Raw genomic sequence first — 22,257 nt, forward strand, 5'->3', positions numbered from 1 at the left:
CGTCTCAACGCGAACGGCCCCGAGGATCCGGATCGAGCGACCTGGTCGCTTCGTCGCTGGCGCGGCCCCGGACGGCTGCGATCTCGTCGCGCAGACGCATCCGCCGGGTCTCAGGCTTCGGCAGACTGCGGACAAAGGCTTCGACCAAGCGGCCGAGTTCACGTTCCTCGGGATCACTGGAGCGGGCAAGCGCCAGGGCCTCCGCCACATAGGCGCGCCGTATAAGGCGCTGGCGCTCGATCGCCTGACGCTCCCAGACCGCCCCTTCGCCCTCGTCGCGGGCCGCCTCGCGCAAGGCGCCCGCCAGCACCTTCGGCAGGGGCCCTGCTCCCGCTTCGAACCGCTCTCGCGCCTTGCGAACAGAGGTCCGCTCCGCCTTGCGCACCACGCCCCGCGCCCGACGCGGCGTCGCCTCCGCTTCGACGCCGCGCTCCCGCAGGGTTTCAGCGAAGACCTCCCGCCACCTCTGGAGATCGGCCTTCCTGGGGTTCAGCCGCGCGCCCTCACGACCTGACATCCTCACCGTCAGGTGGACGTGCGGATGCCTGTCCTCGTCGTGCAGGACGAAGACGTAAGAGAAGCGCTCGCCGAACACCCGCTCGGCGAAGGCCCGCGACGCGTCCTCGACGCGGAAGGGCTCCGTGCCCGCCGGCATGCTCAGGATGATCGACATGGAGACCGCCGTTCGCCGCCGCATAGGCTCCGCCGATAGCTCTCCCGCCCAGTCGTCCGCCAGCGTCCGCACCTCGGCGCGTCCCTTCAGCCGCTCGCCGTCCGGGCCTTCCAGGGACAGGCGTCCGTTGCGGGAGATATAGTCGAGGTGCCGGGTGAGATGGCCGGCGTCATGCGTCTTGCCGGTGATTTTGACCATGGCCTCCGGCACGTGCCGCGCCACACGTGCAAGCGTCGCCCGCGCCCCCTTGCCGCCTCCCGATCCCCCACGCCCAAGCACGGGCCGCGTGATCCGCGCCCGCGCCGGCTGGATCGGCGGCCGTAGCGCCTCCTCGAAACCGAATGGCGGCCGGAAGCCTGTCATGACCCGGCCGACCAGTAGTCGAGGTTGCCCTCGAACGCCCGCCGCAGACACAACAGGCCGCCTCTGACCTCCTCTGCAAAGGCGAGGACGCGAGCCAGTTCAACATCAGGGGCCCGCCCTCCCGGAACCGTCGCGTTCACGGTCCGGGCGATCTGGTTCAGGTTCACGCCGATCCGGCGCAGGTCGCGCTGCACCTCGATGAAGGCAGCGGCCTCCGGCGGCGAAAGCTGCGGCCGGTCATGGAGCCGCCGACGCACGAGGGCGACCACCCACTGGGTGCGCGACAGGTCGGCCCTCGCCGCCTCGGCCTCCACGGCGGCGAGATCAGCAGCGCCCAGCCTCAGGGTCAGTTTTCCGGTCAGAGGCTCCGCTGGCGCCGGGCCGGAACGCGGATCCCCATCCGCCGCGGAGGCCTCGATCAAACGCCTCAACAGCCTCGACCGCCCGCCGCACGCGCTCGCCGCCGCATCGAAGCGGCGGGCCAGATCGGGCGGAAGGCGAACGGTGAAACGGTCCATGGGGAAAGGGCTCTGTCAGACATTGCCGGCGCAAAGCCTATCCTGCCCTACCCACCCTCTCCGCTCGCCCCGTAGGCCTACGGATGATCCCATAGGTCCTACCGACAACTAGCGCCGCCAGCCGCCGCCTCAGCCTGACGGAATGCAGAGCGGTCCAGCCGATCTTTCCGGCCGGCGCCGCCGCAGCCATGCGGGGCGCTGACCGGTAGAGGCCGACCTCAGCTATCCAGGCTGCAGCCCATGCAGCCAGGCGACCGCCCGCTGCGCATGGGCAGCGGCCGATACGATGAACCGCCTGTCGTCGCGCAGCACCTGAAGCCAGGAAGCGATATAGGCCGCATGGTCCTCGCGAGACTCAGGCGTCAGGCCAAGGTCGGCGCAGAGGAAGGCCGCGCCGAGCTCAGCGACCAGTTCCTCCCGGGCATAGCCTTCGTCGCCGTGACGCTGACGCCCGAGATTCCGATCCAGCCGGCTGGAATGGCGGGTCCAATGGATCATCTCATGGCCAAGGGTGGCGTAGTAACTCTGAGCGTCCTGAAAACTTTCGAAGGCTGGCATCTGCACGAAGTCCGGTCCAGGCGCGTAGAAGGCGCTCCCGCCCCCGTGCCGGATGTCTGCTCCGCAAGCTCTGAAGTAGGCCTCAACCGTGCCGATCCGAACCTCGGGATTGATCGTCGGCTGCGGCTGCGGCGCGTAGGGCTCAGGCAGGCCGTCGATCTGATCCAGGTTGAAAACCGTGTAGGTCTTCAGGAAAGGAATGCGCTGCTCGACGGGCTTGCCGGCCTCATCGGCTTCCTCCCGGATGATCTGGTTGGCGTAGACGACCATGACGCCGCGCTCGCCCTTCCGGACATGACCTCCAAGCGCCAGCGCCTGACGGAAAGTCATCCAGGTCGATGCCGTGAATCCCCGCGTGGCGGCCTCCGACCAGAGGAGAAGGATGTTGACGCCGCTGTAGGGCGTGCCGTCGTGACGGAGGGGACGGCTGACAGGGGCCCCGGCCTTCCAGGGCTGGGTCCAGGGACGGACCCCGGCTTCCAGTTGGGCGATGATCTGGTTCGTGATGCGGGTGTGAATATCGGAGCGTGCGGGTTCGTTAGGGCGCGTCATGGCGGCCTCCTCGAATGGCGATGAAGGGATGGGCGGCGGCGCTGCCTCAGCGCCGCCGCGGCTGGGTCAGCGGGACCAGATCAGGCTGTGCCCGTCCTCGGCCTCGACCAGGGAGGCGTAGATCGGAGCCGGGAAGCTGGGGTCGTCGAGCTTGACCGAGAGGTAGTCGCGGTTTTCCCGGCTCGTCCTCTTCCAGGCGGCCCCGAACTCGGTCTGGCCAGCCAAGATGCGGTAGTCGGGCGCCTTGTCGTCGCTCTTTTCGTTAGGCCGGAAGGCCGCCGCCTTGACGTTGAGCGTGAGGGTCTTGATCGAGCCCGTGTAGCCGTCGCCCTGGGCTGTGAAGGTGCCGATGGTAGCCATGGTGGTCTCTCCTTGCTGTCGGGCCACGCCTGCCGCGGCCTCGATGGCGATCGGGAGACCGGTGGCCGGGCGGCGCGCAGGGCGGACGCAGTCGAGCCCCCGCAGCGAAGCGAAGGACCGCAAGGGAGACTTTCCTGTTTCGCGAGGAAGGCCGTCAGGCTGGGGATGAAAGTCGAACGCACGGTTGCGCCAGCCGATCGGGTTCCGGTCAGATCCGCCCTTCGAGAGACCGCGCCGCGTGGCGCGTCTGCAGGAGAACGCCTGTCCTCCGAGGCGCCTCTTCGTTCAGGCAAGGCCGCACGAACAGATCCACACGATCCGCCAACGACTTGCGGCGGCCAGAGACCAGGGAGGGCGTCGACGCCCAACCCACCCTACGGCAGCCACCTCAACAACGTCGTGCCGGGCGCCTGAAAAGGCCGGGCCAGACCGCGATGGGCTCAGGACGGCATGCTGATCGGCCCGGTGCTTGGAAACGCCGGTACAAACGGAAGTCGAGGCGCATAGAGGATGCGCAAGCCCTCCTGATCCTCAAGGCCTGCGGCGATCTGGGGGTCAGCAGACTAACCGCAAAACTCCGAAGCCTGTTCGGATCAGCCCGCGCGGCGACGCAGCCGGGCCGCCGTCTCCTCGCACATCAGAGCCCTGAAACGCAGCCAGATAGAAGCGCCGATCCAGCCAGCCTGCCGTGATCGCTCATGCAGATACAGGGCGTCGCGCGACAGCTTAAGCGCCAGCGCTCTCTCGTCCTCAGGCGTCATCAAGTTTTACTCCCCGCGCCACAATGCGAAGCGCTCCATCAGCCAAAGGCCGCTGTAAGGCCCGTGCCTCCTCCCAGGACGCCGACATCCAGCACTCGATCTCCGACGGTTCCGTCAGGATCACCGGCATGGCCTTGGGGTGAACAGCCTCCACCTCGGCGTTGGGCCTGCAGGTCAGGAAGCCGAACAGGTCAATGGTCTCGAGGCCTGTGCTGATCTTTCGCACGCCCGTCCAGTCCGGCGTCCAGAGGCCGGCGAAGAAGGCCAGAGGGCGATCTTCTCCCAGAGCGAACCAGATGTCGCCACCCGCCTCGCGATTGAACTCGCTGAAACTGGTGAAGGGGATCAGGCATCGCTTGGCCGGCTCCAGATGCGGCGCCCAGTGCCGGCTGTCCGTGTTGCGGATGTTAGTCAAACCCTTGTCTGGCTCCATCTTCAGCAAGGCGTCGAAATCGACGCTGCCGCCTCTGGCCCGCATCCTGTCCGCGCGCCGGCCCGCGGCCTCAAAGATGACCTGGGGTGACGACGGCATGCCCCAGCGCGCCAGCGCGAGTTCCCGCACCCCGTCGGCGCCGGTCCGGACAATGGGCGCCGGATAGTCCGGGAAAATCCCGGGCATGGGTGCCAGGTTGCCGGTCAGGTCGCGCATGGCCCTGGCCGCCTCGCGGATCGCCGTCTGCCCCCTGGTCAGCGCGTAGTTGTTGCACATGGGTTCAGCCTCGCACGCAGAACCCCGGTTGAGAAGCGGGCCCCTAGCGCGGCCACTTCGGATGTTCCGGACGTTTGATGAAGGCGTCCGGCAGGCCCTGGCGCCCTGCCGAGTCCGGTCCGCTCCAGATCTCAGGATTGCCCGTCCAGTCGATCGCCGCAGTCCGCACGGCGTCGAAGGCGTTCACCACGGAGCGATGCTCGGGCGTGGCGGGACGCAGCTGAATCATCAGGCTTTCGAGAATATCCCGGGCCTCCCTCAGCCGGGCTAGGTCGTGATCATTCGGACGGGCGCGTCGCGGCGTTCTCATCCCAAAGACTCCATTGAGCTGACATCGGCGGCCTTCTGCAGCCGTATCTCCGGCTCCGAACCCGGCATCGCCAGATGACAGGCGAGCGGACGGTCCTCCCAGGCACTGAAACCCAATGCCTCAGGCGCGGCCGTCCGAAGTCAGGCGTTCGAAGAGCGCCCTGCCCTTCGCCGCCGCGTCGGGAGAGATCCGCGCCAGCTCAGCCGCAATACGAACCTGCATGTTCAGCAGGACGGGATCAGCCCGCGCGGCCTCTCCGTGCTGCCAGACCGCCATCAGCCGGCCGAGTACAAAGTCCTCGCGCGTCGGTTCCGCAACCGACAGCGCCCTTCCTTCCAAGTTCATTTGCATGGTGCAGCTCCAGAAGCGGCCGACCGACCCCTCGCCGTTCTAGGCGGCCGAAACTGTTTGGGACAAATTAAATGTTCCTGCTTTGTTCTAATTCTGTGGAGAAGCCGGGCGGAAAAACGCACCGCCCCATAACGAACGCCGATCGCTCGTTGCAAATCCATCGGATCGGCGGCATGACCACCTGGGGCGGGAGGGGCTCTATGCGACGCTCAATACAACTAGACGCTGAAGGGCGTCGGGTGCTGGTCACCAATGATCTCGGCGACTACGCGGTGTTGTCGGCTGCCGAGCACAAGGCCCTGACGGCCGACGCCATCCTTCTCGGACACCCGCGCCACGCAGACCTCGAGGCGCGCGCCCTGCTTCATGACACGCCGCGCGTGCATTGGAGCGATCTGGAAAGCGCCGTCTACGCCACGCGAAAATCTTTCGCCCTGGACGGGCCTTCCCTCCACATCTTCGTGGTGACGCTGCGCTGCGATCACAGCTGCCAATATTGCAAGGTGTCGCGCGCGGCGGTGGACGCGGCCGGTTTCGACATGAGCCTCGAAGACGCCCATGCGGCTCTCGACCGGGTCTTCGAAGCGCCCGCGCCCGCGCTCACCATCGAGTTCCAGGGCGGCGAACCCGCACTCCGCTTCGACCTGGTTCGCGCTATCGTAGAGCGGGCCGAAGCGCTCAATGAGATCCATGGCCGAAAGCTCAGCTTCGCCATGGTCTCGACCCTGCACCATCTGTCCGACGACGACCTCGCCTATTGCCGCGACCATGAGATCCGTCTCTCGACGTCGATCGACGGCCCTGCGGATTGGCACGACGCCAACCGACCCAATCCGGGCCGCGACAGTTGGGCCCGCACGCTACACGCCCTGGCGCGGGCCCGGGCCATCCTGGGCGACGAGGCCGTCAGCGCCCTCCCCACCCTCACGCGGCGCGCCCTGTCCGACCCGAAGCGGTTGGTCGATCACTATCGCGACCTCGGCTTCGCCTCGATTTTCCTGCGCCCCATCAGCCCCTACGGCTTCGCGCTGAAGACCCGACGCGCCATCGGCTATGAGATGAGCGAATTCATCTCCTTCTATGAGGCGGCGCTCGACTACATCCTCGAACTCAACGCATCGGGCGAGCCGTTCGAGGAGACCTATACGGCCATCCTCCTGCGCCACATGCTGACGCCCTTCCATTCGGGCTATATGGACCTGAGGTCCCCTGCCGGCGCAGGTCTGGGCGTCCTCGTCTATGACTACGACGGACGGGTCTATCCGGCGGACGAAGCCCGTATGGCCGCGCGCACCGGCGACGACCGCTTCGCCATGGGTCGGGTGACGGACACGCTCGATACGCTGATGTCTTCGCCTGCCATGCGCTGGCTTGCGACCGGCTCGGTCGCGGAAACCCTGCCAGGATGCAGCGAGTGCGCCTTCGTGCCCTTCTGCGGGGCCGACCCCGTCTATCACGCCGCCGCCCATGGCGATCCGATCGGGGATCGCGCGACCAGCGCGTTCTGCTTCAAGCATAAGAGCCTGTTCACCCTGCTCTTCAACAGGCTGACGGACGCCGACGCCTCCACCCTGACCACCTTCCTGGCCTGGGCCATGGGCAAGCCGCGCAGCGACATCCTCGCGCCAGGGCATGTCGATCGATGAGCCTTCCGCTTCACACCCACGCCCGGATCCACGGCGTCCGGGACGTCGAGATCCTGAAGGTGCTTACGCCGGAGGAGGCGCTGGCCTCCCACCTCGCGCCTGCTGACATCCTGCTGTGGGAGGCGCAGGGCGACGCCTTTGCAGGCTCCGTGGGCGCGGAGACCTTCCCCGACGCCGCCATTTCCATTTCCGGTCTGCGCAATGCGCATGTCCTCCAGCCCGGCGACGTGGTGCGGCTCAGACCGGATTCCACCCAGATATCCGTCCTCTATCGGCGCGGATCCGGCGCCAACACCCTCTTCGCCACCGAGCGCTGCAACAGCCGCTGCCTGATGTGTTCGCAGCCGCCACGCGACGAGGACGACAGTTGGCGGACCGACGAACTTCTCAGATTGATCCCGCTGATCGACCGCGACGAGGTTCAGCTCGGCGTGAGCGGCGGCGAGCCCACCCTGCTGGGCGAGGATCTCGGCCGCCTGATCGACGCCTGCGCGCTGCACCTGCCGGACACCGGTCTCCATATTCTGACCAATGGCCGCTTGTTCGCTTCGCGCGCTCTGGCCGAGAGCCTGGTTCAGCGACACCCCGACAAGGTCGTCTGGGCCGTGCCGGTTTACGGCGACGTCGCCGCCGATCACGATCTCGTCGTCGATGCGTCCGGCGCTTTCGATGAGACGCTGCAGGGTCTCTTCGAGCTGGGCCGGCTTGGCGCCCGGGTCGAAATCCGCGTGGTGCTGCACCGCCTGACCGTAGACCGCTTGCCCCAGCTCGCCTCCTTCCTCTACCGCCGCCTGCCCTTCGTCGAACACGTCGCCCTCATGGGGCTTGAGCCCATGGGCTTCGCCAAGAGCAACCGCGACCGCCTCTGGATCGATCCGGTCGACTATGTCGCGCCGCTGCGCGAGGCGGTCTTCCATCTCGCCAATCGCGGCCTGTCCACCTCCCTCTACAATCTGCCGCTCTGCATCCTGCCGCCGCCGCTTCGTTCATTCGCGCGACAGTCCATCTCGGACTGGAAGAACAACTTCGCGCCCGAGTGCAAGGGTTGCACGGCGGCCGCCGACTGCGCCGGCTTCTTCGCCTCGGCCGGGCCGACATGGCGGAGCCGCGCCATCGCACCTATTCGTTCTCCGGAGACGCACCATGAACTGGCGTGACCGCCTGACCCTTCTCCTGGGTGTCGCAAGTCCTTTCGTCGCCCAGCAACCGGCGATCGCGGCTCCGCAGTCCGACGCCAAGGCCGTGGCCGACAAACCCGAGGCCCAACGCGACGTGACCTACTGGCGCGACCCGGCCCAGGCCAAGCGCCTGCTGCAGCTGGCCGGCCACGGCAGCCATCGCAGCCACCGCAGCCATAGCTCGCACCGCTCCCATTATTCCGGCAGCGGCGGCTATCGAGCGCCCCGCTACACGCCGCCGGTCTACACCCCGCCGCGTACTCCCGCCCCGCGCACCACGACGCCACGCGCCGTCGCCCCTCTCTACAGCCCTCCGGCTACGACCTATTCGACGCCGACCACGACGCCCTTCGTGTCGAGCGGAGCCTCTACGCCGAGCGACCGCATCAATGGCCGCGCCTTCAGCCAGTCCGAAATCCGTCAGGTGGTGCGTCGGGTCCAGACAGCCCTGACGGTTCGCGGCTATGATCCGGGCGGGCTGGATGGTCTTCTCGGCGACAAGACACGGACCGCGCTGAGGCAATACCAGGCCGCCAATGGTCTGCCCCAGTCCGGCTATCTCGATCTGGCGACCCTCGACGGCCTGGGTGTCACCGTAGCCACGCCTTCTCTCGGCGCGGCCCCCGCCCCCGTCGCGATCGCCCCCTTGGCCCCTCAGGCTCCAGCAGCCGTCGAGCCCGTGCCTGCCGAGCCCGTGTGGCTCGACCAACCGACCGCCGCTGATCTGGATCGTCTGCGCCCCTCCGGCGCCCCGCGCCAGCCGCTCGGCAGCGCCGTCATACGTTGCATGGTGGCGGAAGACGGAACCCTCTTCGCCTGCTTCGCCGAGTCGGAAACCCTGCCGGGCCGCCGTTACGGCCAGTCCGCCGTCCGCGCCGCCGCCCTCTACCGCATGCGGGTCGACGGCGCGTACGCTGTCTTCGTCGGCCAGGCGATCGAGGTTCGTATCTCGTGGACCTAGGTCAGAGGCCGTCCTCCCCGCACCCCGCCTCGCATTCGGACGGAGACAAACGTCCGTCCTGGCCTTGGATTCTCGGTCTGGTCGTGCTGGGCGTCGTCGTCGCCGTGCTCGCCGGAGGGGAGAACACCCGCACCCGCTCTCTCTCCTCGCCGCCTGCACCCGCGACCGAGACCGTCGCTCCCCTTCCCGACACGGACGTGGAAGGGCAGTGGATCGTATGGAAGGGCGAGGACCTCGCTCGGACCTACCGCGTCGGCGGCTACAGCCTGACCGTCTCGCCTACAGTCGACAGCGAAGGATTCCCGGCGGCGCAGCTCAAGATTATCGCGCCTGACGGCGCAGCCCTGGATCACCAGACCTCGGGATCGAGTTGGGCGAACCTGACCTTCATGGTCGTGCAGATGGACGCCGCAGATCCCACGCGTCAGCTGATCGTCGCCGACTACAGCGGCGGCGCCCACTGCTGCACCGAGGTGACGGTTTTCGAGCGTCGAGACGGCCGCTGGAACCGCACGGAACTGGGGTCATGGGACGGAGACGTCCCGGCGACGCCCAAGGACCTCGACAATGACGGCCGCAAGGAGATGGTCTTCGTCGACCAGGCCTTCCTCTACGCCTTCGCTTCCTATGCCGAGAGCGCCGCGCCGCCCGTCATCAAGCAGGTCCATCAGGGCAAGATCACAACCCTTTCGGCCGAACGCGCCTTCCGCCCGACCTACGCCGCCTATCTGGAAGAGGTTCGACCGGACTGCCTGGCGGGTTCGAACGGCGCCTGCGCCGCCTTCGTCGCGACGGCGGCCCGGCTCGGCCAACTGGATGCAGCCTGGACCCTCATGCTCGGCGCCTATGATCAGGCCTCGGACTGGGACCTTCCCAAGGCCTGCCGGATTCGCACCCAGGACGCCTGCCCGCCCGAAGCCGAACTGACCTTTGCGACCTATCCCGAAGCTCTTCAATGGTTTCTGGGCAAGAACGGCTACGCCGCGCCCGTCTATATCGAACCTCTGAACGCCGCCGGCCCCTCCTTTGAGTGCGGAGCACGGCAGGCGAGCAAAGCGTCTGCGCCCTGCCGGCGCTGGCGATCCAGGATCGGATGCTGGCCATGGCCAACACCCGCGCCTCGGCTCTGAGCCGGGACCGCCAGGCCCTGCGATCTTCCCAGCGTGCATTCCTCTCGGCGCGAAACAGCCTCGCAGATCCAGCCGCCCTTTCGACGCTTTATCAAAACCGCATCGAGCTGCTCGTGGCGGTGGATTGACCATGAACGTCCCCCGACCCCGCAAACGGCGGCGGCAGCGCCGCTTCGGCGTCCATTCGACTGGGCCGCACTCACCGCAGCCGACACCGCTTTCTTCACACGATACGTGCAGTTTCACTACGCCGCCCTAGCCTCGAGCGTCGCGAAGCGGCACGCCCCAAACGGGGCAGTGATAGGTTCCAATCCCACCAATACCCTGATCACGACAGGTGTTTTCCTTGCCTTCTAAGCGTCCCTACATCCAGTATAGTATCGTTCAGCTCGAGGACCTGTTCGCTCAGGCGAAGCAAGACTCGACGGTGATGGGCCGCCTCGAGCATGAACTGAGCTTTCGCGAGACGAAGCGGGCCGCCGAACTACGCAACCGTACTCGGGACCTCCTAAACAAGGGGCCTGCCACGATGTCGAAGACGGCGAAACCGAAATCGACCGAAGCAAAGATCCACCCCGTCGCGCTCAAACCGGCTCCGCGCCGCGCTACCGCCAACGCCTCTGAAACGGTGCGCTCCACGGCCACGGCGAGCTTTGCGACAGCCGATCCAGGCGAAGTCTTCATCGCGGAACGAACGACAGAACCAAACACGCCCGGCGGTATTCTCGCCGCCTGGACGGCGCTCGAGGCGCTTTCACCTCAAACCTACCAGCGACCGAACAATCTCGCAGTCGGGCAGCATGGAAGCGTCGCCGAGCTAGGCAAGGGCGACCTTCCTTGGGAACGCGGCGAAAGCTCCCGCAAGAACTACCAACTCTATTACCAGATCATCCTTGGCGCGATCCCGATGGGACCCGCGACGGCCGATCTCGTCAAAGCGTTTGGCGCCGATGATGAGCTCCGTACCCGGACGAGAGAAAAAGCGGCGATCGCCGCCATTCTCGTGGATCGCAACGGCCTGCTGGTTGAGGACAAGGGCATCGCCGTCTCGAGCTTCGCCTGGGCCCTCCCCCTGGCTCTCAAGCAGAAGCTCGAGGCCTTGGGCGGCTGGCCCAGCATCGAACCCAAGGTGATTCAAGCGCTCGATGATATTCTTCGTCGAACTGACGAGGCGGGCGCAAGGCTACCGCTTGACCGCACAACGATCAGCCGTGCCTACGCCCACCTGTTGAAGGTGTTCGACCTTCCGAACCGCTTGGCGGAAGCGCCGACGTTCGCCGTACGGGTCTTCCATTACTATAAGTCCAAGAACCCGCCCGAAGCCTCGTTGCTGAACTCATTCTACATGGGCGACCTGGCCCTTGCCGCATCGCATTGCAGCAAACAGACCGCCCCCCGCGGGCTGCACCAGTACCTGGGCGTCGAACGTCCGGAACGATCCTTTGATCTCTTGAACGACCAGGTCGCGGTTGAGCATGCGGTGGCGCCAGCAAGGACCCCCGCCGCGCGCTGGCCCAGCCCCGGAGGGCAACCTTGAGGCCAATCAGGCTCATGACGCCGTCAAACGCCACCGCAAGGGCCGCCCGGGCTTTATCGCCTGGCTATTCCGCCGGGAGGCGAGGCAGGCATGGACACGGGAAAACCTGCCGCTGGCTGAAGCGGCCAGGATTGCGGATATCAAACGCCAGCAGGCAGAGACCACACTCGCCGACGGCATTCGCCGAGTGGACGAGCTGACTCTGGAAATCGCTCGCGCAGATCGAGCGCTCATCGAACCGCAGAACAAGGTTTTCCAGCTCAGCGCACAACTCGACGTCTATCGTCCAGCTCTCGGTAAGCGCATCATTGACGAGACGTTCTTCGCCGCTGGTCACGAAGCTTCAAACCTAGCCTCTCCCTGGCTGCCTGACGGCCTTCAAGCCAAGCGCGAAGACTTGTTCATCGCAGCCATGGACGTTCACAAGGCCTTCATCGACGTTTCTGCGCAGAAGGTTCTGCATAACCTGTCGATCCTCATGGACGTCTTCAAGGACGGCCCCCCGCAAGACCCGGCAAAGTGCGCGCTCCTCGGCGATCTCTGGTCGACCCTCTTCATGGTCACGCCCGTGCTGTCTACGACCTTTGCTTCGGTTGAAAAGATGCTGGGCGATTTGCCGCCCGAGAGCATCGGCTGGTTGCTGATTGATGAGGCCGGCCAGGCCCTCCCGCAAGCCGCCGTCGGCGCCGTCATGCGCGCCAGGCGCTCCGTCATCGTCGGAGATCCGCTTCAGATTCCGCCGGTGGTGGCCCTGCCCGAGCGACTCAATATCGAGATCGCCAACTTCTTCAAAATCGACAGGAAGGCCTGGACTGCGCCCGAAGCTTCCAGCCAGACCTTGGCTGATCGTGTTTCGCCGTTCCAAGCAGCATTCAAATCGGATCGAGGTCCGCGCCAGGTGGGCATCCCCCTCTTGGTTCATAGACGCTGCCAGGAGCCGATGTTCGGGATATCCAACCACATCGCCTACGACGGGCAGATGGTCCACGCGCCCGGTCCCAGAAAGAGCGCTATCGGTGACATTCTTGGAACCTCCCAGTGGCTCAACGTCGATGGTGACGCAGATTCGAAATGGAGCCCGGACGAAGGCGAACGCGTCGTGGCCTTGCTGCGCGAAATCGCCGAGGCCGGCGTCCGAAATCCAGACGTCTTCATCATCACCCCCTTCCGTATTGTCGCTCAGGAACTGCGCACCCGCCTGAGGACCGAGCGAGGCTTGTTCGCAAAGTTCGGCGTTGATGCGGGCGCATGGCTGAAGGACAGGGTCGGCACTATTCACACGGTTCAAGGCCGAGAGGCTGAAGCCGTCATTCTGGTCCTTGGTGCGCCAAAAGCCTCACAAAACGGAGCTCGTTCTTGGGCGGCCGGAACCCCGAATATCCTCAACGTCGCCGTCTCCAGGGCAAAGCAGAGACTATACGTCGTTGGATCGTATGGGGCGTGGTCAGGCGTCGGCCACGCGCGCGAAATGGCGTCACAGCTACAGTCGCGCGGATAGGAGACGACATGCGACATTCAAATCGGATGTCGTGATACGCGCTTGGACAACCTAGCTTGCCTCAATCACCTCGATCTTCCCTGCGCCTGTCGGTTTTGCTGAGACCTGAAATTCATTCTTCCGCTGGTGTAGTAACCGGCAGGGCACTAGAACAAACAAAGAATATTGAACCCAATTGCGATCGACGATGGCCCGCTCAAGAACACCCTCTTCCGCTTATGCACCTGTTAAAACGCTCTCCGCCGATGAAATCCGAGCAGCCATAGCAAGGTTGAACAAGCGGATTGCGGAGTTGCGCGCCGTCGATCTGCCTTCAATCAACGAGTGGCGACCGGACAGTCTCGTTGCGCTAGAAGCAGCCATCGACCAAACTCTAGATCGGGCATTTGGAAGCGGAACTGCTGACCGTGAGCGCTACGCGGCGGCATCGGAGCTTACCTACAGTGAGTATGTCGGTATATTCGTGATTGGCGGCCCGCCTCAGCCGAAGACGCCCATCTCTGAGGTCAGAACGGCTATTGGCGGGAAGGTTAATCGAGCGGTCACGCTTCTTTCTCAGGCCATCGAGGGCTTGAGCGAGGATTTGGCTCATTTGCCCGAGGCCGTTTCTGTCACGCTGCCTAAACTGACCCAGGCGGTGCCTACGAAGGTGTTCATCGTTCATGGGCATTCCGAAACAGCCAGAGAAACTGTTGCTCGCTTTATTCAGCAGATGGGCTTCGAACCAGTCATCCTGCACCAGCAGCACAATGGTGGCCGGACGATTATCGAGAAGATCGAGCACCATGGCGACGTAGGTTTCGCTGTCGTCCTACTCACCCCGGACGATATAGGCGGCGTCTCCAAAGCGGACTTGGCTCCACGCGCACGCCAAAACGTCATTCTTGAGCTCGGATACTTCATCGGCCGCCTCGGACGCGACAAAGTCTGCGCGTTAAAGGCCGGCGAACTTGAAGTCCCCTCCGATTATCATGGTGTGGTTTATCAAGTGCTCGACGCTGCCGGCGGCTGGAAGGTGCCCCTGGCGCGAGAACTTCAGGGCGCGGGCTATAGTGTCGATTGGGGCCGCATCGCCCACGCTTAAGCCACCGTCATCACCCAAAGCTTTTTAGGGGCATGAAGGTTGGCTTCGGTAATGCTACCGCGGCGCGCCATGTACGAGGAAAATCAACTCCTCTTTGGAGCAGACTAAGCCATTGAATGACGTCGTGGATGCGCCAGAAGCGGCCATTGCAGCCCCGTCCGAAAGGCGACCTTCTGATCCTCGCGCGTTTGTCCGGTTTCCGGCAGTGTGCCTAGGCCCGCTTCGCCCATTGCGGACCTTTGCTGCTTCACGCTTATGGTGTGTTCATGAACACCACTACCGTTCCGGCGCCACCCGATGATGGGGGCACCGACCGCAGAGGGATTTTGGTGAGCGCCGCAGCGCGCCTATTCCCTCGACGATGAGAAATGCCTTCGATAGGCGTGCTGGCCAAATCGGATTTCTTAAGCGGTCGCGCCCGTAGGAACTGCCGTGAAAGCCCGCCCGACCTGCTCACGAAGAGGCTGGAGACGGGTAAATCCCCGATTGGTAAGAATGACAAGCACGGCGTCCTGATCCGGCAGTTGCTCGAAGTCGGCGATATAGCCGTTAGTGCCGCCGCTGTGCCCGACCATGGTCTGACCAGCCGCCGAGGAAACTACCACGCCCAACCCATACCCCTTGGGGCCGACCACAGCCTTGCCGTCCCGGCTCACGACCGGCGCCGCACGCATCTCGGCCAGGCTTTCCGGCTTCAGCAATCGGCCTTCCTCCAAGGCGCGGTCGAGCGCAAGCATGTCTGCAAGGCTGGCGCGAACCGCCCCCGCGCCAAGTTGAATAAAGGCCCAATTCTGGGCCTGGGTAAGAGCGCCGGGCGCGCCGTTATATCCGATGGCCAAACCTTCTTCCTGCACCGCCACCGGATGACCAGCGACCATATTTGGCACCTCGACGCTAGCGGTCGTCATACCTGCCGGTTTGAGGACTAGCTCTTCGAGGATGTGGCCGAAGGGCGCCCCACGGGTCGCAGCCGCTGTATGCGCGAGAAGCTCGAATCCGAAATTATTATACCGGAAGTTCTCGCCAGGTCCTTCCAGAGGATGGGTCGCGTCCTCCGGGAGATCCGTCAAAACCGCCTTCATCGCCGTCGGGTGATCGACGCTGAAACGCGCCAGCATGGCCTCCGTCAGGTCCGGCAGACCCGAGGTATGGTTCAGCAGGTTCCGCACGGTGACGCCGGCCCAGTTCGAAGGCGCATCGGCGAGATAGCGACCGATCGGCGCGTCGAGATCCATCTCGCCGTTTTCACACATGCGCAGGATGGCGATGGCCGTCAGATACTTGCTGGTCGAAAAGATCTTGAACCGGGTTTCGGGCGTGTTGGCGACGCCGTTGACGGGATCGGCTTGGCCACAGGCATGCTGGAACAGCATCTCGCCGCGCCGCGCCACAGCGAGCACCCCGGAAAATTCACCGGCCTCGCACGCCTTGACGAGTTGCGCTTCAAGAGGCGCGAAATCAGGCCGCTCTGCGGCAGAGACCGTCACGGGAGACAAGAGGACCAATGAGGCCAATGCGCCGACGGTAAGACTATGCTTGATAGGGATCATGACCGCAGCCTAGAGAGAGGCCCCTCCTCACCTCAAGTGAAGCTTGAGTCAGATTGCGGCCATTCTCGTGACGAACGCCGCCCTCCAAAATGCGCTGGCGGATGCCCAGCCCCTTGCCGACTAATAATCCGCCCGCATGATCGAGATTAACTGGCCGCGTGACGGATCTGCTGACTAACCAGGCCTGAACACTGATTTTGGTCCGTCAAGCTCCTTCCCCTTCTCGCCGCTCTCGCTGACGCAGCAGGCTTCCGAACGTTTTGACGCCGAGACGCGAATCAAAGACGCCGTCGCGTCGTTCGCCCCATCGCCTATCGCAGCCAGCAGGTCGACTGGGACGCCCTGGCCGAGGATATGCGCCGTCGCGCCGAAGGCGCCCGCGACGACATCGACATGCTTCCGGCCTGGGCGGCCCTGGCGCATGGATTGGGCGACGGCCATTCCTTCGTCCAACCGACCCCCGAAGCGATCGCCGCCTGGCGCGAGCGATACGGCGACCGCCCGCTCAGGGTCGAAATCTCATCGCCCGCTTTAGGCGTGCACTCAGCATTCTCCAGCAGCACGTCTTGGTGATAGCGAAGTACTTCGCGGCGATAGACGTCTCCAGCTCGGCGTCGCCTCGCCGTTAAATGCGGAATCATCCACGATCGCTGGCTGGTCGGCGACGTCGGTACGGGCTTGCTCTCAATTGGCGATGACGCCGGTGGCCACGGCGTTGGGACGGACCACATGGCGGTGCTGAACGCTAGTTTGCGCCAGAGGCGTAAGTAGCGGTCCGGTGCGTCGCAGGGGGTGCGTGGTTGCGCGCCGGACCGCCGGCATCACCTCAAAGGAATGCGCGGCTTTAAACCACCTAGGCGTCCTATCAGTTCCGACACAACCGCCGCGCGAGACCGGCTCAATGCATCCAGCCTGCGTAGAGAATTCCTATCAAGCCGACGAACAACAGCGTCATGACCAGGAGCGCCGCTTCCCACGCCGCCAGATGCCACCATCGGGGAACAGAAGGCCTTCGTTTGCGCAAGAACGGCCCTCCAGCACCCGCCGGACGAGGCGCTGGTCGTCCTAACTATCCAATCTGGGCGTTGTTCCGCCTATCCGCGCTCTCGGCCGACAAAGGGGGATTATCGCCCTTCCGGCGCCAATGCTCCGCGCATTTCTCGCGTAGTTGTCGCCAGGTCGCCTTTCCCTCCAGTCCGTAGATTTCGGATTGGGTATAACCCTCTCTGACGAGGGCCTTTCGAACGTCGCTCGGAATGCGAAAGCTCCCGCTTTCTGCAAGTTCGAGGGCCCTCTCAATCACCGGCTTCCTGTGCACGAGAACAACTCCCCTGTGAGGGGAGTCTAAACGCCGTTCATCTAGCGCAGGTTGCTCCCGAGACCGTTCGGGGGGCTCGCCAACGACTTTCTAGAATAGATGAACGGTCCAGGCGGCCCCTCCAAAGCAGGATACGCTCAGAAAGACGAGGGTGATCTCAAAGGGCGACAGCCTCCAGATGGAGGGTCCGCGACGGGATTTGGCAGACATGGCGGCCTCATGGTTTCCAAAATGATCTTGAGAGCCGCCTCGGTTGCGCCCCTGACGGGTAGCGGTTGGCCGTAGAGGCCACGCCAAAGCGCATCTAGCGTCTGATCTTCTTATCCTAAGGGCTCCATCAGCGACCCTTGCACGGAACTGACCCCGCGCCTCCATCAATTGGCGCGCTTACCGAACAATGCTCGTTTTTATCTGCGGCGCTTGAGCCCAGAGCTTCCGGTCATCTCCGGAGCAAGGCAGGCGCCCTCATCATCCGCCGATTACAGGACGCCTAGGCGTGGCCGCTGATGGCGACATCGGCTTTCGGTTCGAGAACGCGGACATCAATCGCAAACATATCGCTGCGCATCCGCCGCTCCTGTCAGGCTAGGTCACGTATGCGCATGACGCCGCTGCTGCTGGTCTGCACCTCAAACCGTCCCGTCCCGCGGATGAGATCGGACAGTTTGGCGTATCCGTATGTCCGCTGGTCGAAATCCGGATAGGCGTTGCGGAGCCGGTTGCCGAGACCGCCCACGGCGACCCACCCGTCTCCACCCTCGTCCATATCGGCGATCACGGTAGCGATCAGCCGCGCGGCTTCCGCCGGTCGCCGCTTGCTCTCGCTAGAGCGGCGCACGGGTTTCGATGGATCGATATCCCCTTCACCGGGAAGGCTTAGGTTCTCGGTGTAGATGAAGCGAGTGCAGGCCTGTCGGAAGCTCTCGGGAGTCTTCTGCTCTCCGAAGCCATAGACGTCGACGCCCTCTTCGCGAATGCGTGAGGCGAGACGGGTGAAATCGGCGTCGGACGAGACCAGGCAAAAGCCGTCGAACCGGCCGGAATGCAGGAGGTCCATGGCGTCGATGACCAGCGCGATGTCCCCGGAATTCTTGCCCTTGGTGTTGGCGAAATTCTGCTGGGGCTGAATGGCGAACCGCGCCAACACCTTCGTCCAGCCGGAAATCTGAGGGCTGGCGAAATCGCCGTAGATGCGGCGCGCCGAGGCTTCGCCTAAAGCGGCGATCTCGGTGAACAGGGCTTCAGCGATTTTCGGAGAGGCGTTCTCCGCGTCGATCAGCACCGCCAGCCTCGGCGCCCGGCCTTCAATCGACATGGTGCGTATCGGCCCGCGCCTTGAAGTTGCTGGGCTTGGCGTCGTCCGCCGCCCGCCGGGCGGAGAGCCGATCTGGCGCACGCATTGGCGGAGGGGCGTCCAAAGCTTCAGCGACGCCCGAGAGGAAACGGAACCGTTGATGGGCCGCCAGCGCTGGATCCTCCCCATGGCGCACCGCGCGGCTGTCGACCCGGCTCGCCTCATCTCGAACCCGGTTGATCAAGGCGGCGAGATGCCCCTTGCTTTTGTGGTTATCCATAACGACGGCATGCATTCGAGCTTCGACCAGTCGTCGTTGCAATGCCGCATCGACATCCTGGCCCAGACCCGATCGCACGGCCATCTGGACAAAATCATAGGCGTACAGTCGCACGAAATTTTCTTCGATCACCGGGAGTCTTTCGAATGCGACGGCAAGGCCGTCTGATGCCCCGACGCTGGCGCGGTCGTCCTTTTCCGGGCCGCGCGGGCGGGCTTGACCGCAGGCGGCCTGGGAAGAGCGGCTCGCCTGGCGGCCTCGGCGTCGATCAGCGGAAGGATGTCGGCCGCCGCCGCGATCTGCGGCGGCAGCCCATGCTGAACCAGTCGCTGCGCATTGACGCGCAAAGCCGTCAAATCCGCATCGCTCATCAGAGGGATTTTCTCAGCCAGAGGCGACACAGGCGCGCCCTTCGACCGGGGAATCGGGGCGACGCGTCAAGCGCCACCCTTTCAACTGGTTGAAGCCGATCTCAACTCTGACCTCGTCCCCCAGAACGCTGGTCCTGAGCGGTCGATTAAGGCTGGGAAGGACCGTAATGACATGGCCGTTCTCCAACCTGACCCGGCGCGCTCCCAGAGGAAGCAGGCCGGTCACGACGCCGTCGAACGAAATCCTGTCATCACGAAAGGAAACGATGTCGCCCCTAGGCCGCCACCGCAAGGCGGGCTGCGGATTCCTTACCGCTGCGAACGTCCAGTTCGACCTCGAAGTCGAGCTTCTGCCCCTCGTTAAGAGAAGAAAACTCGGACGCTTCTATCGCGGAAGCGTGCACGAAGACGTCCTTGCCTCCGTCGTCGGGCGCGATAAAGCCGTAACCCTTGATCGAATTATACCATTTTACTGTGCCGGTAGCCATTTTCAGACCTCCATATAGCGTTGGCGGCAGAGAAACCTCTGAAGCCTGTCGGGTCTGGATGGGATCGGCTTTTGAACCTCTGTGCGTCGCGCAGAAAAGGGCAGCAGCGTTACGCAAGAAGATCGACAGATTGGATATGGGAGCGGATCATCGTCGGCGCAAGGTCAGCACAATAATATTCGCGCGACAGCCTCATAATGAAGGCCCGCCGTTGACCAGCGGGCCTGGAATTATTTTGGCTGTTTCGATCCGACGAATGCCTTATCGACCAGGTTCTTCACGCTTGGATTGGAAACATTGGTCTTAGGTTTAACCTTCTTCGGCTTTCCCTTGGACTCTTTCATCGCTCTTACCTCTCATGTGTCTGGCAAGCCTAACAGGCCAAGCCCCGGCAAATGAGGCCGCAACCCGCTATCTGCGGAATATGATTTGGCGGGCGCGGATAACGCTTATTGAATCTCTGCTGTGGCGCTGGCTTTATGCGCGGCGTTCCTATTTGTCTTGATGGCCGCCTGCACGCCTTTTCCAGACAGGCAGCTGAACCGAGCGGGAGACTTGATCTCTCCCCATTCCCCAATGCCACCCCAAGAAACCGATCTGGAGCGTCGCGTCCTCGCCCACGAGCGCATCCTCCAATTTCTCCTGGCGGAGCTGGCGCAAGCCGACCCTTCGCTTGCAGATCGCCTCACAACGGCCTTCTGGCCCAAAGGCCGAAACTCCCATCAGCATGACCATACCGATGCTGAGGATTACGCCGAAGCCTTCGTCCGGCAGGTTCTGAAGCTCAATGAACAGCGTGGCGGCCTACCCTCTCGCCCTCCTTCTTCGGCCCCGCCGACCTCTCGGACAGAACCGCCCATCGCAACCCATGAAATCCCGGTCGTCGTCAAACCCCGCAGCGGGGTATGGGAAGTCAGCCGCGCGCGGCGGCATATCGGCGACTACATGGACCGAAGCGCCGCCTTCGAAACCGCGCTCGCCATCGCGCTCGAAGATATTCAAGCCGGAGTGAAGGCGACCCTCGTGGTCGACGGGGTGGCCGTTCCGATCGGCGCCGTCGAGGCTACGGCCGACTCCGAAGGACAAGCGAATGACTAGCGCCGACATCACGGCGATGCGGCAAGCTCCTCGGGCTTACGCGCCCATCGCCATGGCCGCTCACGTTATTGCACGCCTCCCACGGGGCGGCTTCCGGGTGCGGCTTGCGAACAGTCATGAGCTGGATATTCCGCCCGCTAGCGGCAGGCAGACAGACATCAGGCTTCTTGGTGATATCGTTTTCATTGAATGGGCTGCGGGCCTGCGTCCGGGCTGGCGGCTGATGCCTGCCATTAGCTTTCCTGTCTGAAGATACGGTTCTGCCTGATCGGGGCGCCAGAATCTTGATTGTAAAACCGCTGCACAGCCTCAGCCAGCCTGACATGATTGTCATCCGGCCTTCTCTAACGTCAGGGATCACACCCGCCCCACAGGGGATCCCTATAGGCTTCCCTCTAATGAAAGCAGCGCCCCAGACCAGCGCACGACGTCTGTTTCAGCGAGTCGGTAAATGCAGGAAAGCGGACGTCGCCAACCGCCGTAATGAGTCAAAACCGGAAAGAAAAAGGTGCGGGCGTTGGAACCTCTGCGTGGAGGCCCGGGACTTTCAGGCGACGCCGCGACGGTTTCCGGCGAACCGGCCCTACGGCGAACAGACGGCACCCTATGGAACCGGCGCCCGCAGGTGCTAGCGTAGCGATTATAAGCGCATCAGCCTAGTTGCGTGGGATTGGGGCGTTTCGACTCTTGCTTGTCGGCTCCGCATTTCGGAGACTCCGGGCATGAAACGTCCGCTGAGGAAATTGCCGCTCGCGAAACAGCGTGAACTCGATGCCGCCGTCGGGATCATCCAAGACGGCTTCGCTAAGGCCATTTCCACGCGCCGGGCCGACCGCCTGAAGAACGGCCGCATTCTCAAGATCATTCTCTTCGGCAGCTATGCGCGCGGCGACTGGGTTCATGATCCGGTCGGGCGCTACTTCTCGGACTTCGACCTGCTGGTCGTCGTGGACCACGAGGACCTGACAGACTTCGAGTTCTGGGAGGACGTGGAGAAGCGCCTTCTGGCCGAACTCTCTGCGGGCGCCATGCGCACCCCCGTCAGCCTGATCGTCCATAGCCTGGACGACGTGAACTGGAAGCTGGAGCATGGGCGCGGCTTCTTCATCGACATCGCCCGCGACGGCGTGGTCCTGAAAGACACGCCCGACGTGACCTTCTCCGAGCCGCAGCCCTTGCCGCCGTCCACCGCATTGGAGGAGGCCACCGAGTACTTCGAGGAATGGCAGGAAAGCGAGGCTGGCTTCGCTCGTCTAGCGGCATTCGCCATAACAAATGGCGATCACAAGCACGCTGCGTTCCTGCTTCATCAGGTCACGGAGACGATCTATCAGGGCCTCCTGCAGGTCCTGACCTTCTACTCGCCCAAGAGCCACAACCTTATCCGCCTCCGCAACATGACAGAGCCCCTGGAACCTCGCCTCCGTGAGGTTTGGCCCCACGAGACCAAGTTCCAGAAGCGCTGCTTCGAACTCCTCCGCGCCGCCTACGTCAAAGCCCGTTACTCACGCCACTACCGCATCACCGATGAAGAGCTGGCCTTCCTCACCGAACGCATCGACCTCCTAAGAGAGGTCGTACGCGGGGCCTGTGAGGCGCGGATCGAAGAGCTCCGGCGTCTGGCCGAATAGATGCACATGACCTAGCTAGACAGGACGGTCGCCTGCCT

General features: G+C 63.9%; 24 protein-coding genes. 11 read left to right on the forward strand and 13 right to left on the reverse strand.

From position 1 onward, the window contains the following. Nucleotides 1-4: 4 nt before the first annotated feature. From ABE454_RS10190 to ABE454_RS10225, 8 genes are all read right to left on the reverse strand, one after another. Nucleotides 5-1,036, reverse strand: a complete 1,032-nt coding sequence (locus ABE454_RS10190) for a relaxase/mobilization nuclease domain-containing protein (protein ID WP_346531396.1) — start codon at nucleotides 1,034-1,036, stop codon at nucleotides 5-7. Beyond that, nucleotides 1,033-1,554: a plasmid mobilization relaxosome protein MobC gene (gene mobC / locus ABE454_RS10195; RefSeq protein WP_346531398.1), complete on the reverse strand. Its 522-nt coding sequence runs from the start codon at nucleotides 1,552-1,554 to the stop codon at nucleotides 1,033-1,035. The genes ABE454_RS10190 and mobC overlap by 4 nt, the downstream gene beginning before the upstream one ends. 222 nt (nucleotides 1,555-1,776) lie before the next feature. Further along, a complete protein-coding gene (locus tag ABE454_RS10200; protein WP_346531400.1) occupies nucleotides 1,777-2,664 on the reverse strand; it encodes an ArdC family protein in 888 nt (295 codons plus the stop codon). Nucleotides 2,665-2,730: 66 nt separating this feature from the next. Next, on the reverse strand, nucleotides 2,731-3,024 hold the full coding sequence (locus ABE454_RS10205) for a DUF736 domain-containing protein (protein ID WP_346531401.1): 294 nt from the start codon (nucleotides 3,022-3,024) through the stop codon (nucleotides 2,731-2,733). 593 nt (nucleotides 3,025-3,617) lie between these two features. Beyond that, nucleotides 3,618-3,785: a hypothetical protein gene (locus ABE454_RS10210; RefSeq protein WP_346531402.1), complete on the reverse strand. Its 168-nt coding sequence runs from the start codon at nucleotides 3,783-3,785 to the stop codon at nucleotides 3,618-3,620. Further along, on the reverse strand, nucleotides 3,775-4,494 hold the full coding sequence (locus ABE454_RS10215) for an SOS response-associated peptidase (RefSeq protein WP_430826118.1): 720 nt from the start codon (nucleotides 4,492-4,494) through the stop codon (nucleotides 3,775-3,777). The genes ABE454_RS10210 and ABE454_RS10215 overlap by 11 nt, the downstream gene beginning before the upstream one ends. 43 nt (nucleotides 4,495-4,537) lie before the next feature. Next, nucleotides 4,538-4,723 carry a hypothetical protein gene (locus tag ABE454_RS10220; protein WP_346531405.1) on the reverse strand — a complete coding sequence of 62 codons (186 nt, stop codon included), beginning with the start codon at nucleotides 4,721-4,723 and terminating at the stop codon, nucleotides 4,538-4,540. Nucleotides 4,724-4,924: 201 nt separating this feature from the next. Further along, complete coding sequence (locus ABE454_RS10225; RefSeq protein WP_346531406.1) at nucleotides 4,925-5,149, reverse strand: hypothetical protein; 225 nt, start codon at nucleotides 5,147-5,149, stop codon at nucleotides 4,925-4,927. 206 nt (nucleotides 5,150-5,355) lie between these two features. Here ABE454_RS10225 and hxsB point away from each other — a divergent pair, with 206 nt between their 5' ends. The 8 genes from hxsB (at nucleotide 5,356) to ABE454_RS10265 (ending at nucleotide 14,189) form a co-directional block, all read left to right on the forward strand. Continuing rightward, on the forward strand, nucleotides 5,356-6,801 hold the full coding sequence (gene hxsB / locus ABE454_RS10230; RefSeq protein ID WP_346531408.1) for a His-Xaa-Ser system radical SAM maturase HxsB: 1,446 nt from the start codon (nucleotides 5,356-5,358) through the stop codon (nucleotides 6,799-6,801). Beyond that, the gene (gene hxsC / locus ABE454_RS10235; protein WP_346531409.1) at nucleotides 6,798-7,958 is read left to right on the forward strand and encodes a His-Xaa-Ser system radical SAM maturase HxsC; all 1,161 of its coding nucleotides are present in this window, start codon (nucleotides 6,798-6,800) and stop codon (nucleotides 7,956-7,958) included. Before hxsB ends, hxsC begins: the two co-directional genes overlap by 4 nt. Continuing rightward, nucleotides 7,945-8,940, forward strand: coding sequence for a His-Xaa-Ser repeat protein HxsA (gene hxsA, locus ABE454_RS10240; RefSeq protein WP_346531410.1), 996 nt, complete (start codon nucleotides 7,945-7,947; stop codon nucleotides 8,938-8,940). The genes hxsC and hxsA overlap by 14 nt, the downstream gene beginning before the upstream one ends. An 83-nt stretch (nucleotides 8,941-9,023) precedes the next feature. Next, nucleotides 9,024-10,070, forward strand: a complete 1,047-nt coding sequence (locus ABE454_RS10245) for a hypothetical protein (protein ID WP_346531412.1) — start codon at nucleotides 9,024-9,026, stop codon at nucleotides 10,068-10,070. Then, on the forward strand, nucleotides 10,043-10,198 hold the full coding sequence (locus ABE454_RS10250; RefSeq protein ID WP_346531414.1) for a hypothetical protein: 156 nt from the start codon (nucleotides 10,043-10,045) through the stop codon (nucleotides 10,196-10,198). Before ABE454_RS10245 ends, ABE454_RS10250 begins: the two co-directional genes overlap by 28 nt. Before the next feature lie 209 nt (nucleotides 10,199-10,407). Continuing rightward, complete coding sequence (locus ABE454_RS10255) at nucleotides 10,408-11,607, forward strand: hypothetical protein (protein ID WP_346531416.1); 1,200 nt, start codon at nucleotides 10,408-10,410, stop codon at nucleotides 11,605-11,607. Next, the gene (locus tag ABE454_RS10260) at nucleotides 11,546-13,105 is read left to right on the forward strand and encodes a DEAD/DEAH box helicase (protein WP_346531417.1); all 1,560 of its coding nucleotides are present in this window, start codon (nucleotides 11,546-11,548) and stop codon (nucleotides 13,103-13,105) included. The genes ABE454_RS10255 and ABE454_RS10260 overlap by 62 nt, the downstream gene beginning before the upstream one ends. A gap of 187 nt (nucleotides 13,106-13,292) precedes the next feature. Further along, the gene (locus ABE454_RS10265; RefSeq protein WP_346531418.1) at nucleotides 13,293-14,189 is read left to right on the forward strand and encodes a nucleotide-binding protein; all 897 of its coding nucleotides are present in this window, start codon (nucleotides 13,293-13,295) and stop codon (nucleotides 14,187-14,189) included. A 404-nt stretch (nucleotides 14,190-14,593) separates the two neighbouring features. On the opposite strand, the gene ABE454_RS10270 is transcribed toward ABE454_RS10265, so the two are convergent. Beyond that, a complete protein-coding gene (locus tag ABE454_RS10270) occupies nucleotides 14,594-15,739 on the reverse strand; it encodes a serine hydrolase domain-containing protein (protein WP_346531420.1) in 1,146 nt (381 codons plus the stop codon). A 354-nt stretch (nucleotides 15,740-16,093) separates the two neighbouring features. Between ABE454_RS10270 and ABE454_RS10275 the strand changes: the two genes are divergently transcribed. Next, nucleotides 16,094-16,312 carry a hypothetical protein gene (locus ABE454_RS10275; RefSeq protein ID WP_346531422.1) on the forward strand — a complete coding sequence of 73 codons (219 nt, stop codon included), beginning with the start codon at nucleotides 16,094-16,096 and terminating at the stop codon, nucleotides 16,310-16,312. Nucleotides 16,313-17,637: 1,325 nt separating this feature from the next. Here the strand turns inward: ABE454_RS10275 and ABE454_RS10280 are convergent. The 4 genes from ABE454_RS10280 to ABE454_RS10295 all read right to left on the reverse strand — a co-directional run bounded on the left by ABE454_RS10280 (nucleotide 17,638) and on the right by ABE454_RS10295 (nucleotide 19,490). Then, nucleotides 17,638-18,372 carry an NYN domain-containing protein gene (locus tag ABE454_RS10280; protein ID WP_346531424.1) on the reverse strand — a complete coding sequence of 245 codons (735 nt, stop codon included), beginning with the start codon at nucleotides 18,370-18,372 and terminating at the stop codon, nucleotides 17,638-17,640. Continuing rightward, on the reverse strand, nucleotides 18,362-18,763 hold the full coding sequence (locus tag ABE454_RS10285) for a hypothetical protein (RefSeq protein ID WP_346531426.1): 402 nt from the start codon (nucleotides 18,761-18,763) through the stop codon (nucleotides 18,362-18,364). Before ABE454_RS10285 ends, ABE454_RS10280 begins: the two co-directional genes overlap by 11 nt. Further along, nucleotides 18,760-19,002 (reverse strand): hypothetical protein, encoded by a 243-nt coding sequence (locus tag ABE454_RS10290; RefSeq protein ID WP_346531428.1) that lies wholly within the window; start codon nucleotides 19,000-19,002, stop codon nucleotides 18,760-18,762. The genes ABE454_RS10285 and ABE454_RS10290 overlap by 4 nt, the downstream gene beginning before the upstream one ends. Before the next feature lie 275 nt (nucleotides 19,003-19,277). Beyond that, the gene (locus ABE454_RS10295; protein ID WP_346531429.1) at nucleotides 19,278-19,490 is read right to left on the reverse strand and encodes a cold-shock protein; all 213 of its coding nucleotides are present in this window, start codon (nucleotides 19,488-19,490) and stop codon (nucleotides 19,278-19,280) included. A gap of 555 nt (nucleotides 19,491-20,045) precedes the next feature. Between ABE454_RS10295 and ABE454_RS10300 the strand changes: the two genes are divergently transcribed. Beyond that, nucleotides 20,046-20,588, forward strand: a complete 543-nt coding sequence (locus ABE454_RS10300) for a hypothetical protein (protein WP_346531431.1) — start codon at nucleotides 20,046-20,048, stop codon at nucleotides 20,586-20,588. Between the two features lie 722 nt (nucleotides 20,589-21,310). Further along, nucleotides 21,311-22,219: a HEPN domain-containing protein gene (locus ABE454_RS10305; protein WP_346531433.1), complete on the forward strand. Its 909-nt coding sequence runs from the start codon at nucleotides 21,311-21,313 to the stop codon at nucleotides 22,217-22,219. The last annotated feature ends 38 nt before the right edge of the window (nucleotides 22,220-22,257 follow it).

This window comes from Brevundimonas diminuta, assembly GCF_039673845.1.
GTDB classification, from domain to species: Bacteria; Pseudomonadota; Alphaproteobacteria; order Caulobacterales; family Caulobacteraceae; genus Brevundimonas; species Brevundimonas diminuta_E.

Coding starts and splice junctions, on each gene's coding strand:
- ABE454_RS10190 (WP_346531396.1), bottom strand. CDS start 1,036: ATGACAGGCTTCCGGCCGCCATTCGGTTTCGAGGAGGCGCTACGGCCG.
- mobC (WP_346531398.1), bottom strand. CDS start 1,554: ATGGACCGTTTCACCGTTCGCCTTCCGCCCGATCTGGCCCGCCGCTTC.
- ABE454_RS10200 (WP_346531400.1), bottom strand. CDS start 2,664: ATGACGCGCCCTAACGAACCCGCACGCTCCGATATTCACACCCGCATC.
- ABE454_RS10205 (WP_346531401.1), bottom strand. CDS start 3,024: ATGGCTACCATCGGCACCTTCACAGCCCAGGGCGACGGCTACACGGGC.
- ABE454_RS10210 (WP_346531402.1), bottom strand. CDS start 3,785: ATGACGCCTGAGGACGAGAGAGCGCTGGCGCTTAAGCTGTCGCGCGAC.
- ABE454_RS10215 (WP_430826118.1), bottom strand. CDS start 4,494: ATGTGCAACAACTACGCGCTGACCAGGGGGCAGACGGCGATCCGCGAG.
- ABE454_RS10220 (WP_346531405.1), bottom strand. CDS start 4,723: ATGATTCAGCTGCGTCCCGCCACGCCCGAGCATCGCTCCGTGGTGAAC.
- ABE454_RS10225 (WP_346531406.1), bottom strand. CDS start 5,149: ATGAACTTGGAAGGAAGGGCGCTGTCGGTTGCGGAACCGACGCGCGAG.
- hxsB (WP_346531408.1), top strand. CDS start 5,356: ATGCGACGCTCAATACAACTAGACGCTGAAGGGCGTCGGGTGCTGGTC.
- hxsC (WP_346531409.1), top strand. CDS start 6,798: ATGAGCCTTCCGCTTCACACCCACGCCCGGATCCACGGCGTCCGGGAC.
- hxsA (WP_346531410.1), top strand. CDS start 7,945: ATGAACTGGCGTGACCGCCTGACCCTTCTCCTGGGTGTCGCAAGTCCT.
- ABE454_RS10250 (WP_346531414.1), top strand. CDS start 10,043: ATGGCCAACACCCGCGCCTCGGCTCTGAGCCGGGACCGCCAGGCCCTG.
- ABE454_RS10260 (WP_346531417.1), top strand. CDS start 11,546: ATGCGGTGGCGCCAGCAAGGACCCCCGCCGCGCGCTGGCCCAGCCCCG.
- ABE454_RS10265 (WP_346531418.1), top strand. CDS start 13,293: ATGGCCCGCTCAAGAACACCCTCTTCCGCTTATGCACCTGTTAAAACG.
- ABE454_RS10270 (WP_346531420.1), bottom strand. CDS start 15,739: ATGATCCCTATCAAGCATAGTCTTACCGTCGGCGCATTGGCCTCATTG.
- ABE454_RS10275 (WP_346531422.1), top strand. CDS start 16,094: ATGCGCCGTCGCGCCGAAGGCGCCCGCGACGACATCGACATGCTTCCG.
- ABE454_RS10280 (WP_346531424.1), bottom strand. CDS start 18,372: ATGTCGATTGAAGGCCGGGCGCCGAGGCTGGCGGTGCTGATCGACGCG.
- ABE454_RS10290 (WP_346531428.1), bottom strand. CDS start 19,002: ATGAGCGATGCGGATTTGACGGCTTTGCGCGTCAATGCGCAGCGACTG.
- ABE454_RS10295 (WP_346531429.1), bottom strand. CDS start 19,490: ATGGCTACCGGCACAGTAAAATGGTATAATTCGATCAAGGGTTACGGC.
- ABE454_RS10305 (WP_346531433.1), top strand. CDS start 21,311: ATGAAACGTCCGCTGAGGAAATTGCCGCTCGCGAAACAGCGTGAACTC.